Annotated in this window: 15 protein-coding genes and 1 tRNA gene; 4 read left to right on the forward strand and 12 right to left on the reverse strand. The window is 47.5% G+C overall.

Annotation, left to right across the window (positions count from 1 at the left end; translation table 11 throughout):
* Positions 1 to 182: 182 nt before the first annotated feature.
* From accD to CYJ98_RS05930, 11 genes are all read right to left on the reverse strand, one after another.
* On the reverse strand, positions 183 to 1,049 hold the full coding sequence (gene accD / locus CYJ98_RS05880; protein ID WP_049331298.1) for an acetyl-CoA carboxylase, carboxyltransferase subunit beta: 867 nt from the start codon (positions 1,047 to 1,049) through the stop codon (positions 183 to 185).
* A gap of 75 nt (positions 1,050 to 1,124) precedes the next feature.
* The gene (gene trpA / locus CYJ98_RS05885) at positions 1,125 to 1,910 is read right to left on the reverse strand and encodes a tryptophan synthase subunit alpha (protein ID WP_101755375.1); all 786 of its coding nucleotides are present in this window, start codon (positions 1,908 to 1,910) and stop codon (positions 1,125 to 1,127) included.
* A 326-nt stretch (positions 1,911 to 2,236) separates the two neighbouring features.
* On the reverse strand, positions 2,237 to 2,584 hold the full coding sequence (locus CYJ98_RS05890) for a hypothetical protein (protein WP_101755374.1): 348 nt from the start codon (positions 2,582 to 2,584) through the stop codon (positions 2,237 to 2,239).
* The gene (locus CYJ98_RS05895; RefSeq protein ID WP_003680933.1) at positions 2,568 to 2,870 is read right to left on the reverse strand and encodes an integration host factor subunit alpha; all 303 of its coding nucleotides are present in this window, start codon (positions 2,868 to 2,870) and stop codon (positions 2,568 to 2,570) included. Before CYJ98_RS05895 ends, CYJ98_RS05890 begins: the two co-directional genes overlap by 17 nt.
* Before the next feature lie 114 nt (positions 2,871 to 2,984).
* Entirely contained in the window at positions 2,985 to 5,348 is a 2,364-nt protein-coding gene (gene pheT, locus CYJ98_RS05900; protein WP_101755373.1) for a phenylalanine--tRNA ligase subunit beta, read from the reverse strand.
* Between the two features lie 104 nt (positions 5,349 to 5,452).
* On the reverse strand, positions 5,453 to 6,442 hold the full coding sequence (gene pheS, locus CYJ98_RS05905; RefSeq protein ID WP_003683075.1) for a phenylalanine--tRNA ligase subunit alpha: 990 nt from the start codon (positions 6,440 to 6,442) through the stop codon (positions 5,453 to 5,455).
* 248 nt (positions 6,443 to 6,690) lie between these two features.
* Positions 6,691 to 7,050 (reverse strand): 50S ribosomal protein L20, encoded by a 360-nt coding sequence (gene rplT / locus CYJ98_RS05910; protein ID WP_003675502.1) that lies wholly within the window; start codon positions 7,048 to 7,050, stop codon positions 6,691 to 6,693.
* Positions 7,051 to 7,062: 12 nt separating this feature from the next.
* A complete protein-coding gene (gene rpmI / locus CYJ98_RS05915) occupies positions 7,063 to 7,260 on the reverse strand; it encodes a 50S ribosomal protein L35 (protein WP_003675505.1) in 198 nt (65 codons plus the stop codon).
* A gap of 142 nt (positions 7,261 to 7,402) precedes the next feature.
* On the reverse strand, positions 7,403 to 7,924 hold the full coding sequence (gene infC, locus CYJ98_RS05920; protein WP_079453677.1) for a translation initiation factor IF-3: 522 nt from the start codon (positions 7,922 to 7,924) through the stop codon (positions 7,403 to 7,405).
* Positions 7,925 to 7,941: 17 nt separating this feature from the next.
* Positions 7,942 to 9,855: a threonine--tRNA ligase gene (thrS, locus tag CYJ98_RS05925; RefSeq protein ID WP_036491925.1), complete on the reverse strand. Its 1,914-nt coding sequence runs from the start codon at positions 9,853 to 9,855 to the stop codon at positions 7,942 to 7,944.
* A 52-nt stretch (positions 9,856 to 9,907) separates the two neighbouring features.
* A tRNA-Val gene (locus CYJ98_RS05930) sits at positions 9,908 to 9,984 on the reverse strand.
* Positions 9,985 to 10,221: 237 nt separating this feature from the next.
* On the opposite strand from CYJ98_RS05930, the gene tgt reads away from it, so the two are divergent.
* The 4 genes from tgt to CYJ98_RS05950 all read left to right on the forward strand — a co-directional run bounded on the left by tgt (position 10,222) and on the right by CYJ98_RS05950 (position 13,655).
* A complete protein-coding gene (gene tgt, locus CYJ98_RS05935) occupies positions 10,222 to 11,337 on the forward strand; it encodes a tRNA guanosine(34) transglycosylase Tgt (RefSeq protein ID WP_101755372.1) in 1,116 nt (371 codons plus the stop codon).
* Between the two features lie 85 nt (positions 11,338 to 11,422).
* A complete protein-coding gene (gene hemH, locus CYJ98_RS05940) occupies positions 11,423 to 12,433 on the forward strand; it encodes a ferrochelatase (protein WP_101755371.1) in 1,011 nt (336 codons plus the stop codon).
* Positions 12,434 to 12,553: 120 nt separating this feature from the next.
* Entirely contained in the window at positions 12,554 to 12,958 is a 405-nt protein-coding gene (locus tag CYJ98_RS05945; protein ID WP_070873848.1) for a c-type cytochrome, read from the forward strand.
* A 205-nt stretch (positions 12,959 to 13,163) separates the two neighbouring features.
* Positions 13,164 to 13,655 carry a disulfide bond formation protein B gene (locus tag CYJ98_RS05950; protein ID WP_039864291.1) on the forward strand — a complete coding sequence of 164 codons (492 nt, stop codon included), beginning with the start codon at positions 13,164 to 13,166 and terminating at the stop codon, positions 13,653 to 13,655.
* Positions 13,656 to 13,715: 60 nt separating this feature from the next.
* Here the strand turns inward: CYJ98_RS05950 and CYJ98_RS05955 are convergent, their stop codons facing one another.
* Positions 13,716 to 14,444, reverse strand: coding sequence for a YebC/PmpR family DNA-binding transcriptional regulator (locus CYJ98_RS05955; RefSeq protein WP_049331317.1), 729 nt, complete (start codon positions 14,442 to 14,444; stop codon positions 13,716 to 13,718).
* Between the last annotated feature and the right edge of the window lie 68 nt (positions 14,445 to 14,512).

Genomic DNA, 14,512 nt, shown 5'->3' on the forward strand with positions numbered 1-14,512 from the left:
AAGACATTTAGAGGATTTTGGGGAATTTTGCAAAAGTCTCAGGTATTCAAAGAGGATTAAGGGGGTATTTGAGTAGAATCAGTAGATATTTGAAACAAAAACAGCCGAAAACCTGTGTTTAGGTTTCGGCTGTCGGGAGAAAAGGAATTTTGCAAAGGTCTCGGCCTTTCTTATTGTACTAATCAAGCAGCAGTTACTTTACCTTCATGACGCAACAAAGTAATCAAATCGCTGATACGTTTTTTCATGGAACGGCGATCGACGATTTGGTCGATTGCGCCCTTCTCCAATAAGAATTCTGCACGTTGGAAACCTTCTGGCAGGGTTTCGCGTACAGTCTGCTCAATAACGCGCGGACCGGCAAAACCAATCAGCGCATTCGGTTCTGCCAAAACCACATCACCCAAGAAGGCAAAGCTGGCAGATACGCCGCCCATGGTCGGGTCAGTCAATACGGAAATAAACGGCAGACGTTTTTCAGTCAGCAAATGCAAAGCCGCGCTGGTCTTCGTCATCTGCATCAAAGAGTTAATCCCTTCCTGCATACGCGCACCACCGGAAGCCGCCACGCAAATAAACGAACAATTATCTGCAACGGCACGACGTACACCCTGAACGAAACGCTCACCCACGACCGAACCCATAGAGCCGCCGATAAAACGGAATTCAAACGCAGCCACAACGACAGGCAGGCCGTTCATGGTGCCTTTCATAACAACCAATGCATCGTCTTCGCCGGTTGCTTTACGCGCAGCCGCGAGGCGGTCGGGATATTTTTTGCTGTCTTTGAATTTCAGCGGGTCGGTCGGTTTAATATTGGCTGCAATCTCTTCACGGCCTTCTTCATCCAAAAGCAGATTCAAACGTTCGCGCGCAGAAAGCGGATTGTGGTGATTACATTTCGGGCAGACTTCGCTGTTTTGCTTTAACTCGGTTGAATAAACCGTTGCCGAACAAGACGGACATTTGTGCCACAGGCCTTCAGGGACGCTGGACGAACTGCTTCGGTTTTTAATTTTCGGAGGAAGAATTTTATCTAGCCAGCTCATGAATGACTCCTTGGAATTCAGAATTCAGACGGCCTGTTGAACGTAAGGCCGTTTAAAATAATGGAATAAAAAATATTAGCGAATCGCGTCTTTCAACTCTTTAACCAACACGCCTACCGCTTCGGCCTCGCTACCTGCGTGGCTTTCAATCTCTTTGACGATACGGCTGCCGACAATAACGGCATCCGCTACCGCGCCAATCTTACGCGCACTCTCCGCATTATTAATGCCGAAGCCGACACCGATCGGAATATCAATATATTTGCGCAAAAGCTCTATTTTACGCGAAACTTCTTCAGTATCCAAACTTGCCGCACCGGTTACACCTTTGAGCGATACATAATACACAAAACCACCGGCTACTTTGGCAATCGTTTGAATACGCTCTTCAGTTGTTGTCGGCGCAATAAGGAAAATACAATCAATACCTTGCGCTTTCAAAGAGTCATGCAGCGGGGTGATGGTTTCTACCGGGGAATCCACGGTCAATACGCCATCTACGCCTGCTTCGGCAGCCGCTTGCGCAAACGCCTGATAGCCCATTTTATGTACAGGGTTCAAATAGCCCATCAAGACAACCGGCGTTTTATCATTGGTTTGGCGGAACAAGCGTACTGTTTCCAATACGTCGTGCAAGGAAACATGATTTGCCAACGCCCTTTCAGCCGCACGTTGAATAGTCGGGCCATCCGCCATCGGGTCAGAAAACGGCACACCCAGTTCCAAAATATCAGCACCATTAGCCACCAGGCTATGCATCAATGCCAAGGTTGTCTCAAGGCTGGGATCACCCACCGTAATATAAGGAATCAGTGCTTTTGCGCCATTGAGCGCTGAAAAAGTTTGTTGGATTTTGCTCATTTTCTGCTATCCATTTCATCGATTTGAATGTTGTTCGGCAGCCTATTTATTCTGCCGTTACATTTGTTTTAAAAACCTCAGTCTGCCATGAAAAGGCGGCATCTATCCGCATTATCTAATGACTGCTTCTTCCCAATCGGCAAACAAGAGGCTAAGTATAACATTTACGGCTATTTCGTAGAATCATTTGCAATCAAGATTCTGATATTTTGAAAGCAATATAAAACAATAAAGGCCGTCTGAAAACAATTCAAACAGCCTTTACAATAATCAATCATGCAAATCTTTGTATGCCTTCGCACTTTTGATCACAATTTCCTTATCGATTACGGCTCGACATGGTGGTTTTGTTGTTCAGAACCCAGATGACGCTCCAAATCAGACAAAATCTGCACCAGACCATGACAGACTTCTTCCGCATTGGCGGCAGGGTTGCCGTCTGCATCCAAAGCGCCACGGCTGAACGTATCGATATACGGTTCAAACGTATCTTTCAGTTTCAACAACTTAACGACATCTGAGCGCGTATATCGATCGCCACCGTATCCAATCACAACATTATTTTCATGCTGCCATTGGGCAAACTGAGCCGGACTGATTTGCACCAATTGGCACATTTCATCCAACGTAAAATAACGCTTGGCAGGAATAACCGGATTATTGTTGTTTGTCATAGTAATGCTCCACCATGCCTTTGAGTTTTTGACTGGCATGGAAAGTTACCACACGGCGTGCGGTAATCGGCACTTCTTCGCCTGTTTTAGGGTTACGGCCAGGGCGTTGAGGTTTGTCGCGTAATTGGAAATTACCGAAACCGGAAATTTTAATTTCCTCACCACGCGCCAAAGTGCTGCGGATTTCTTCAAAAAAGAGCTCGACGATTTCTTTGGCATCATTCTTGGTGACGTTGCTGACTTTGTCAACCAAAATATCGGCCAATTCTGCTTTAGTTAGTGTCATGTGTTTACCTTCATTCAAACTGGTGCAATTATTACCAAAATTCTTTTAAAAATCAAGTCTTCACCAAAAAATCAAATATGATTGGCGATTTTTGGCGACAACTTTTATCTTGTTTTAAGCACGAAGTTGCGCGTCTTTTTCGGCTGCGGCTTTAATCATTTTCGCAACCAAAGGCTCGATGACTTCATCTGTCAGCGTGTTTTCCATATCTTGCAAAATGATTTTGACGGCAACGCTCTTCATGCCTTCAGGCACGCCCGTACCGCGGTAAACGTCAAACACACTGATTTCTTGAACCAGCTTGTTCGCCGCCGCTTTCAGGACATTTAACAAATCATCATGCGTCACAGCTTCAGGCATTACAAATGCCAAATCTCGGCGTGCAGGTTGGAATTTGGATACGGATTGATAACGGGTTTTCTCACGACCCAATACCGCATCCATATCGATTTCAAATACCAGCGGCGCTTGTGGCAAATCATATTTTTGCAGCCATTTCGGATGCAACTCGCCAACAAAACCAACTACTCGGCCGTCTGAAACAATATTAGCAGCACGTCCAGGATGCAATGCCGGATGTTCGGTCTTAACAAAGGATACTTCCTTGCTTTTCAAAAGGCTCTCAACATCAGCTTTCATATCGTAGAAATCCACGTTGCGTGTTTTCTCGCCCCATTGCTCAGGCAGCACGGAGCCATACCACAAACCGCCGATACGTTCGTTTTGAACAAATTGATCAGCCGAATCTTTGCTGAACACGCGGGCAATCTCAAACACGCGTACTCGGTTTTGCTTGCGGTTCAAATTGTTTTGCAAAACTTCCACCAAACCGCCGATAAGCGTAGAACGCATGACGGCATACTGCGCCGCCAACGGATTTTGCAGGCGGATAGGATTGGTATTGGCAGCAAAGTCTTGCTCCCATTGCTCATCCACAAACGCATAGCTGACCACTTCGCGGTAACCGCGAGCCGCCATTTCATTATAAACCGCAAAACGCGGACGTTTGGTTTCAGGCAAAGCCAACATTTTCAGACGGCCTGAAGTATAGTCGTCGGGAATATTTTCATAACCGTAAACGCGGCCGATTTCTTCAATCAAATCGGCTTCGATTTCGATGTCGAAACGGAAGCTAGGAGAAGTGACACGAAAGCCTTCTGCAGTTTTCTCAGGCTTCAAACCCAAGTGTTGCAAGATAATTTCGACTTGATCGGCAGGGACTTCAACGCCCAATACCGTTTTCAGACGGCCTAAACGCAATTCGACCTGTTTTGCCTCGGGCAATTTGCCTTGTGCTTCAACCATTTCACCGGCTGCTCCACCACAAATCTGCAATACCAATTCGGTAGCACGCTCAATGGCATCAGCTTGCAAGCGGTAATCCACACCACGCTCAAAACGGAAAGAAGAATCCGAACCGAAACCGTATTGACGGGATTTACCAGCAATAATCTCCGGTGCAAACCAAGCAGCTTCCAACACAATATTTTGTGTCTCATCAGAAACCGCGCTTGCCTCGCCACCCATCAAACCGGCCAAGCTCAACGCACCTTTTTCATCAGCGACCACCAGTGTATTGTCAGCCAAAGTAACCGTCTTCTCGTTCAGACACGCCAAAGTCTCGCCATTTTGAGCACGGCGGACAATCAAACTGCCTGACAGCTTGTCAGCATCGAAAACATGCATAGGCTGACCGATTTCCAGCATCACATAGTTACCAATGTCCACCAATGCGGAAATGCTGCGGATACCGCTGCGTTCCAACCGTTGTTTCATCCAATCGGGAGTAGCCGCTTTCGCATTGACATTTTCAATAACGCGACTGATAAAACGGCCACAGTCGGCCGGTGCATCAATACGGACAGCCTGTTTTTTCTCACTGCCGATAGAGGCTGTCTGAATTTCAACAGGCGTAAACGCACATTGAGTCAACGCAGAAACCTCACGCGCAATGCCTTTAACACTCAAGCAATCAGCGCGGTTAGGCGTAATTTTCAACGTAAACAGCGTATCGTCCAAATCCAAGTATTCACGGATATTGGTACCGACAGGCGCATCTTCAGGCAGAATGTGCAGACCGTCTACACCATCATCTGGCAAACCCAGTTCATTGGTCGAACACAGCATACCGTTTGATGGTACGCCGCGCATTTTAGTCGGCTTAATTTTGAAATTACCCGGCAAGACTGCACCCGGCAAAGAACACGGCACTTTAATGCCAGGCTTGACATTCAGCGCACCACAAACAATCTGAACCAACTCGCCCGTACCGGCATCAACTTGGGTAACGTTCAAACGGTCTGCATCAGGATGTTTCTCAACGGATTTTACTTCGGCAACAACCACGCCACTGAAAGCAGGGGCGGCAGTATCGATTTCTTCCACTTCCAAACCGGCCATGGTCAAAAGATGTTCCAGTTTATCGGCAGAAAGATCAGGATTGGCTTGGGTTCTCAGCCATGAATAAGGAAATTGCATATTATTTTCTCTACTATCAAGCCGTCTGAAACAATTTTTTATCAGACGAAATCAGTAATATCTATTCACTTTTTCAGACGGCCTATCAAAAGACCATCTGAAATTTATTTAAACTGCTTCAAGAAGTTCAAATCGTTATCGAAGAATAAGCGCAGGTCATTGACGTTGTAGCGCAACATGGCAAAGCGGTCGAGACCGATACCGAAAGCGAAACCAGTATATTTTTCAGGGTCGATATTGACGTTTTTCAACACGTTAGGATGTACCATACCGCAACCGCCGACTTCCAACCATTTGCCGTTTTCGCCCATGATGTCGATTTCGGCAGAAGGCTCGGTGAACGGGAAGAAAGACGGACGGAAACGTACTTGCAGGTCATCGCGTTCAAAGAAGCGACGGATAAAATCAGTGAACACTGCTTTCAAATCGGCAAAAGTTACGCCCTCTTCTACCCACAAACCTTCGGCTTGATGGAACATAGGCGAGTGAGTGGCATCACTGTCCACGCGGTAAACGCGGCCGGGAGCAATAATTCGGATAGGCGGCTCTTTTTTATCGAGCATATAGCGGATTTGAATAGGCGAAGTGTGTGTGCGCAAAACGTCGCCATTTTCAACGTAGAAAGTATCTTGCATCGCACGCGCAGGGTGATTTGCAGGAATATTCAAGGCTTGGAAATTGTGGAAATCGTCTTCGATTTCAGGGCCGTCCGCCACTTCAAAACCCATACCATGAAACAGCTCAACCACACGTTGCAAAGTCAAAGTAACTGGATGCAAACCGCCATGCTCTTGTGCACGGCCCGGCAAAGTAATATCCAAGGCTTCTGCAGCCAATTGGGCTTGCAGCTTGGCTTCATTCAGGGCATCGCGTTTGGCATTAAAGGCCGTCTGAAACTGATTTTTGCATTCGTTGATGTGCGCGCCTATGGTTTTACGCTCTTCAGGAGACATTTGACCCAAAGTTTTCAAAAGTCCGGTCAATTCACCGGTTTTACCAAGATAGCGTGCTTTAATTTGTTCTAAGGCATTGAAGTCTTGCGCGGCTTCAATAGCGGCAATACCTTCTGCAACGATACGGTTTACATTTTCCATAGTGGTTTATCGTCTGTTTGTTGATGGCAGGCCGTCTGAAACAACAAAGCCGTCTGTTGGATTTGATTACAAACCCGTTCAGACGGCCTTTTGTCTTACTGCGGCCAATCCGTTTGATAAGAGGGGCCTATTTTATCGCAAATTAGTATAAAAAAATAGAGTTTAAAGAAAGAAAATCAACTACATAGGATTTCTTTAAGAAAAGAAAAAAGGAAGCATAAGCTTCCTTTTTAAATAATCTTATCGAATTAAGCAGCCAAAGCAGCTTTAGCTTTTTCAACCAATTGTGCAAATGCAGCTTTGTCGAATACAGCCAAATCAGCCAATACTTTGCGGTCGATTTCGATAGCAGCGCGTTTCAGGCCGTTCATGAATTTGCTGTAAGACAGACCATTTTCACGGGCACCTGCGTTGATACGAACGATCCACAGTTGACGGAATTGACGTTTGCGTTGGCGACGGTCACGGTATGCGTATTGACCGGCTTTCATTACCGCTTGTTTGGCAACACGGTAAACGTTTTTACGACGACCGCGGTAGCCTTTGGCTAACGCGAAGACTTTTTGGTGACGAGCACGAGCGGTAACACCGCGTTTTACGCGTGGCATATTCTAAACTCCTTAAGCGTAGGGCAACATTTTAGCAACAGAAGCCAAATCGCGTGAATCCACCATAGCGGTGCCGCGCAATTGACGTTTAGTTTTAGTGGTTTTTTTGGTCAGGATATGACTTTTGAACGCATGACCGCGTTTCACACCACCGTTACCCAGTACTTTAAAGCGTTTTTTCGCGCTAGACTTGGTTTTCATTTTAGGCATTGGAAAACTCCATTCGTTATTAGATAAGGTATAAGGGGTTTTGAAATAAATTTCAAACACTTGGATCCCAAAATACCACGGTTTTTGCCGCTAATTAAACCTTATTCCGAGCGGCAATCGAAATAAGTCTTGCATTATAGCTTTATTTTTTCTTAGGCGCAATCATCATCACCATCTGGCGGCCTTCCATTTTAGGGAAGGACTCGATTTGTGCCACTTCAGCCAACTCTTCTTTTACGCGTTCAAGCAGTTGGGCGCCCAATTGTTGGTGGGCCATCTCACGACCGCGGAAACGCAATGTCACTTTGACTTTGTCACCATCGGCAAGGAAACGGTTGATGTTGCGCATCTTGATTTGATAGTCGCCTTCATCAGTACCCGGACGGAATTTAATTTCCTTGATCTGTACCTGCTTTTGGTTTTTCTTGGCTTCGTCGCGCTTCTTGGCTTGTTGGTATTTGTATTTACCGTAATCCATCAGTTTGCATACGGGCGGTTTGGCAGTCGGGGAAATTTCTACCAAATCGACATCTTGCTCTTCGGCCATAGCCAGAGCTTCACGAACTGAAACGACACCAAGCTGATCGCCTGACTCACTGATTAATCGCACTTCTTTGGCGGTAATTTCACCATTGATTCGTGCTTCGCGTTCTTGAGCGATGATGAATACTCCTATAAAAATTAATGATTGACGAGGGCGTCAGTGATTTCTTGCTGTAATTGTGCAATGAAATCATCGACATTCAAAGAACCCAAGTCTTCTGCTTTGCGGCGTACCGCAACTTTGTTTTCTTGTTTCTCTTTATCACCGACAACGATTTGATAAGGGAAACGGTATTGGCTGTTGTCACGGATTTTGTAACCGATTTTTTCGTTACGCAAATCCAATTCGACACGGAAGCCTGCCGCCTGCAATTTGGCAGCCACTTCGCGACAATAATCTGCTTGGTTCTCGGTGATATTCATGATCACCATTTGAACCGGCGCAAGCCACAATGGGAATGAGCCTGCATGGTTTTCAATCAGAATACCGATGAAGCGCTCCAGAGAGCCCAAAATAGCACGGTGCAACATTACAGGACGCGCACGATCGTTGTTTTCAGTTACATATTCGGCATTCAAACGCTCCGGCAATACGAAGTCCAACTGCAGGGTACCGCACTGCCAAGAACGACCCAAAGCATCTTTAACATGGTACTCAATCTTAGGACCATAGAATGCACCTTCGCCAGGCAATTCTTCCCACTCTACGCTGCAAGCGGTCAATGCATCACGTAGACCTTGTTCGGCTTTATCCCAAACTTCATCAGAACCTGCACGTTGTTCAGGGCGGAGGGACAGCTTCACAGCAACATCATGGAAACCGAATTGTTTATAAATGCGAACCAGCAATTCATTGAATGCGCGTGCTTCATCAACGATTTGATCTTCGGTACAGAAGATATGCGCATCATCTTGCACAAAACCGCGAACACGCATCAGACCATGCAATGCACCGCTTGGTTCATTGCGGTGGCAAGAACCGAACTCGGCCAAACGCATTGGCAAATCGCGATATGAGCGCAAGCCGTTATTAAAAATTTGTACATGACCCGGACAGTTCATCGGTTTAACCGCGTATTCGCGTTTTTCTGAGCTGGTCACGAACATATTGTCTTTATAGTTTTCCCAGTGGCCGGATTTTTCCCAGAAGGTTTTATCCATAATCTGAGGCGTTTTAACCTCTTTATAACCTGCAGCATTCAACTCTTTGCGCATATGCTGCTCAATCACTTGCCACAAAGCCCAGCCTTTAGGATGCCAGAACACCATACCCGGCGCTTCATCTTGCAGGTGGAACAAATCCAATTGTTTACCCAGCTTACGGTGGTCGCGTTTTTCTGCTTCCTCGATGCGTTGGATATAGGCTTTCAACTCGTCTTTACTTGCCCAAGCCGTACCGTAAATACGTTGCAACATTTCATTGTTGCTGTCGCCGCGCCAGTATGCGCCTGCCAGCTTGGTCAACTTGAAGTTTTTCAAGAAACGGGTATTGGGAACGTGAGGGCCGCGGCACATATCGACGTATTCTTGATGATGATACATACCCATTGCTTCCACTTCAGGCATGTCTTCAATCAGACGCAATTTGTACTCTTCGCCGCGATCTTGGAAAATTTTGATGGTTTCTGCACGGGGCGTCATCACTTTAATGACGTCATAGTCTTGTGCAATCAACTCTTTCATGCGCGCTTCGATAGCAGCCACATCATCAGGGGTAAATGGTTTTTCAGTTGCGATATCGTAATAGAACCCGTCTTCAATCACCGGGCCGATAACCATTTTGGCATCTGGGTAGAGCTGCTTGACCGCATGACCAACCAAGTGCGCGCAGGAGTGGCGGATAATTTCCACACCTTCTTTGTCTTTAGGAGTAATGATTTGAACGTGGGCATCTTCAGTAATCGGATCGCAAGCATCCACCAATTTACCGTTAACCTTGCCCGCTACCGTTGCCTTTGCCAGACCTGCACCGATAGACGCTGCAATTTGCGCCACGGTAACGGGTGATTCATATTGGCGGACCGAACCGTCCGGCAAGGTAATGTTCAACATCAGAAAGCTCCAAAACATTAAAAAATAACGGCATAAAGCCGTTATGGAAATTTGGTAGGCACAATTGGACTCGAACCAACGACCCCCACCATGTCAAGGTGGTGCTCTAACCAACTGAGCTATGTGCCTTCATCTAAGTCGCTTATTGTAACGAAGCGTGTTCCCTTTTGCAAGCATCTGTAAATACTTTTCAGACGGCCTGGATAATTTTGTTTGATTTATGCCTCATTTTTTATTTCTTCTATTATCCAGGCCGTCTGAAGCATTGTTTTGACAAAGATAAAATCCAGCCGTCAACCAACGAAAAATCCTTTATAATCTGCCCTTTCATTTCGCACACACGCGAACGTCCAATCTCTTATTACTATGCTCAAATTTACCTTACACAAAAAAGACGGTCATGCCCGACGCGGTACTTTGGAACTGAACCACGGCAAAATCGAAACGCCGGTATTTATGCCGGTCGGCACTTACGGTTCGGTCAAAGCGATGAACCCGCAAAACCTGCATGACATCAAAGCACAAATCATCTTAGGCAACACTTACCATCTGTGGCTGCGCCCAGGTTTGGAAGTCATCGAACAATTCGGCGGCCTGCACGGATTTATCGGTTGGGACAAGCCGATTTTGACCGACTCGGGCGGCTTCCAAGTATTCTCGTTGTCCGATATGCGCAAGCTGACCGAAGAAGGCTGTACATTCCAAAGCCCGATCAACGGCGACAAACTGTTTCTCTCGCCCGAAGTGTCGATGAAAATCCAAACCGTATTGAATTCCGACATCGTGATGCAGTTGGACGAGTGCACTCCTGGCGAAGCAACGCACAGCCAAGCGCAAAAATCGCTGCAAATGAGCCTGCGCTGGGCGGAACGCAGCAAAAAGGCTTTTGAAGACCTGAAAAACCCGAATGCGCTGTTTGGCATTGTACAAGGCGCGATGTATGAAGATTTGCGCGAAGAATCGTTGAAAGGTTTGGAAGAACTCGACTTCCCCGGCCTGGCCATCGGCGGCTTGTCCGTTGGCGAACCCAAGCCCGAAATGTACCGCATGTTGCGCGCCGTCGGCCCTATCCTGCCAGAACACAAGCCACATTATTTGATGGGCGTCGGCACGCCTGAAGACTTGGTGTACGGCGTGGCACACGGCGTGGATATGTTCGACTGCGTCATGCCTACCCGCAATGCGCGTAACGGCTGGCTGTTTACCCGTTTTGGCGATTTGAAAATCAAAAATGCCAAACACAAATTCGACAAGCGTCCGATTGATGAAAGCTGCACCTGCTACGCCTGTCAGAATTTCAGCCGTTCCTACCTGCACCATCTGCATCGAGTCGGCGAAATCTTGGGCGCACAGCTCAACACCATCCACAACCTGCATTTCTACCAAGTCATCATGGCAGAAATGCGCGAAGCCATCGAACAAGGCAAATTTGCCGATTGGCAGGCGCAATTCCATGAAAACCGCGCCCGCGGTGTGGATTAATCCTTTAAAAGGCCGTCTGAAATCAGGTTTTAATTCAAAATGCTTTTCAGACGGCCTCAATATTCTTAATTAATAAAGCACAATCATGTCCCGTTTCCATACCGAACCGCCCTTAGCCTACACCGCACAAAACCGTACCGCCGTCCTACTGCTCAACCTCGGCACGCCTGACGCGCCCACTGCTGCCGCAGTCAAGCCTTACTTGAAAGAATTCCTGTCCGATCAACGTGTTGTCGAACTGCCCAAGCTCTTATGGCAACCGATATTGCGCGGCTTGGTATTGACTTTTCGCCCGAAAAAAAGCGCACATGCCTATGAAAAAGTTTGGTTTAAAGAAGGTTCGCCGCTTGAGGTTTACACACGCCGCCAAGCAGAAGCCTTGACCAAACATTTACCCGATGTCATCGTCCGTCATGCCATGACTTACGGCAACCCAAGCGTTGCCGACGTTTTGGAGGAACTCAAAGCCCAAGGCGTGGGCAAATTGCTGGTCATTCCTCTCTATCCGCAATATGCCGGCTCTTCTACTGGCGCGGCTTTGGACAAAGTGTTTCAAGAGTTATTGCTGCAACGCAACCAAATGAGCGTCCGCACCGTCTCCCGTTATTACGACGATGCCGCCTATATTCAAGCCATGAAGCAGCATATTGAAGCCTATTGGGCCCAAAACGGACGCGGTGAAAAACTGATGTTGAGCTTCCACGGCATTCCGCAAAAGCATCACGACGACGGCGACCCCTATCCTGACGAGTGCCACCATTCTGCCAAACTGCTGGCGCAGGCATTGGGCTTGTCCGAACAAGAATATATCGTTTCTTTCCAAAGCCAGTTTGGTAAATCCCAATGGGTCAAGCCCAGCACGCAAGCCCTGTTTGATCAGCTGCCGAAACAAGGCACGACCAAACTCGACGTATTCTGCCCCGGCTTCCTGGCCGACTGCCTCGAAACCATAGAAGAAATCGCCATTATGGGACGCGAACAATTCCACGCCGCAGGAGGCAAAGAATACCGTTACATCCCCTGCCTCAACGATTCCGCCGACTGGATTGCCGCACTTGCACAATTAAGTCGGGCCAATCTGCAAGGCTGGATTTGACCTAAACCAAAGGCCGTCTGAAAAATCCACTTTCAGACGGCCTTTAGCGTTATCATCAAGCTATTAAAACGCAAACCAAGCGTGTAGCCATCAAAAATACTACTCAAAAAGGAACACATCATGACTGCACTCCCACTCCGCCCTATCCTGCTCCTTCTGACCGCACTCAGCATCCCAACCGCTTTTGCTGCTGATGCCACGTTGATGAGCAAAGGACAAAAAATTTACGAAACCAACTGCGCCGCCTGCCACGGGAAAAAAGGCGAAGGCCGAGGTGCCATGTTCCCGCCTTTATTCCAGTCCGACTATATCAATAAAAAACCGCAAGTGCTGTTGCAAAGCATGACCAAAGGCATCAACGGCCCGATTAAAGTAAACGGCAAATCCTACAACGGCTTCATGCCTTCTACCGCCATCAACGATGCCGATGTTGCCGCCGTTGCCACGTACATCATGAACGCCTTCAATAATGGCGGCGGTACGATTACTGAAGCAGATGTCAAAAAATCTCACGGGAAAAAATAAAACGTCTCTCCCCTAAAGGCCGTCTGAACATTTCAGACGGCCTTTTCGATACGGAACACATTTTTGTTTCCATATTTATGGTTATACAACATCAACAAACATACGCAAAAAACCGTCAAATCAAAAAAAGCATATGCGTTTTGTGTTAAAGTAAACGTTATTTAGCGGCTGTTTTGCGTCCAGGCCGTCTGAAAGGTTTTATGTTATGAACTTTTTCCGCAAGACTGTTTTATTTTTAGTCGTCCTCTCCATATTTGCCGCCTGCGGCTCCTTTATTTCCCAATACGTTTTGGGCATGAACCCGTGCGTATTATGCATCCTGCAACGCTTGTGCGTATTGGCTGTCGGGCTGTTGGCCATTGTTACGGCATTCAGTTCTCAATCTTCCAAATTTGCCCGCTCGCTCTCGGCATTGTTGATTGCCGCTCCGGCCGTTTACGGCGCCGGTGTCGCCGCCTATCAAATTTGGCTGCAAAGCCTGCCACCCGGCACCGCCCCTTCTTGCGGCGCACCTTGGACCTTCCGCCTGCGCGACTGGCCTTTGTTCGATTGGTTTGAACCCATCGTCCGCGGCTTTGGCAACTGCGCCGAGCCGGACTATCTATTCGGCGTCGCCCTGCCGGTGTGGAGTATTTTGTATTTCAGCTTCGTCGTATTGCTGCTGCTTTGGGCTTGGTTGAAAACCAGAAAAATCTGATTGGTTTCGATATAAAAAGGCCGTCTGAAATTTCAGACGGCCTTTTGTTCTTTAAACTGTTTAGTCCAGATTCAACACGGCAGAAGTGTAAACGTCTTGTACGTCGTCCAAATCTTCCAATGCGTCAATCAGTTTTTGCATCTTAACCGCATCTTCGCCGCTTAACTCGGTTTCGTTTTGGGCGCGCATGGTAACGTCACCGTCAACAGATTTGTAACCTGCGGCTTCCAATGCTGCTTTCACGCCCGCCCAGTCGTTCGGCGCGGTAACCACTTCGATAGAACCGTCGTCGTTGGTGATCACGTCTTCCGCACCTGCTTCCAAAGCCGCTTCCATCAGCGCATCTTCGTCAACACCCGGTTCAAACACCAAATAGCCTTGATGAACGAAGTTGAACGCTACGCAGCCGTCGGTACCCAAGTTACCGCCGTTTTTAGTGAACGCATGGCGTACATCGGCAACGGTACGGGTTTTGTTGTCGGTCAGACAGTCCACCATCAAAGCCGCGCCGCCGATGCCGTAGCCTTCGTAACGCAACTCGATGTATTCCACGCCTTCTAGATTGCCCGTACCTTTATCGATGGCACGTTGCACGTTGTCTTTAGGCATATTGTTTTCAGCGGCTTTTTCCAAAGCCAGGCGCAGGCGCGGGTTTGCGCCGGGATCGCCGCCGCCCATGCGGGCAGCAACGGTAATTTCTTTAATCAGACGGGTGAAGATTTTGCCGCGTTTGGCATCTTGTCGGGCTTTTTTGTGTTGGATATTTGCCCACTTACTATGGCCTGCCATGTTGATTCCTTTCGTTTTTTCACGCATTGAGGCGGAATTTGCTTCATTTGTAAGGCGTGCATTTTATC

Source organism: Neisseria perflava, from assembly GCF_002863305.2.
Classification (GTDB): domain Bacteria; phylum Pseudomonadota; class Gammaproteobacteria; order Burkholderiales; family Neisseriaceae; genus Neisseria; species Neisseria perflava_A.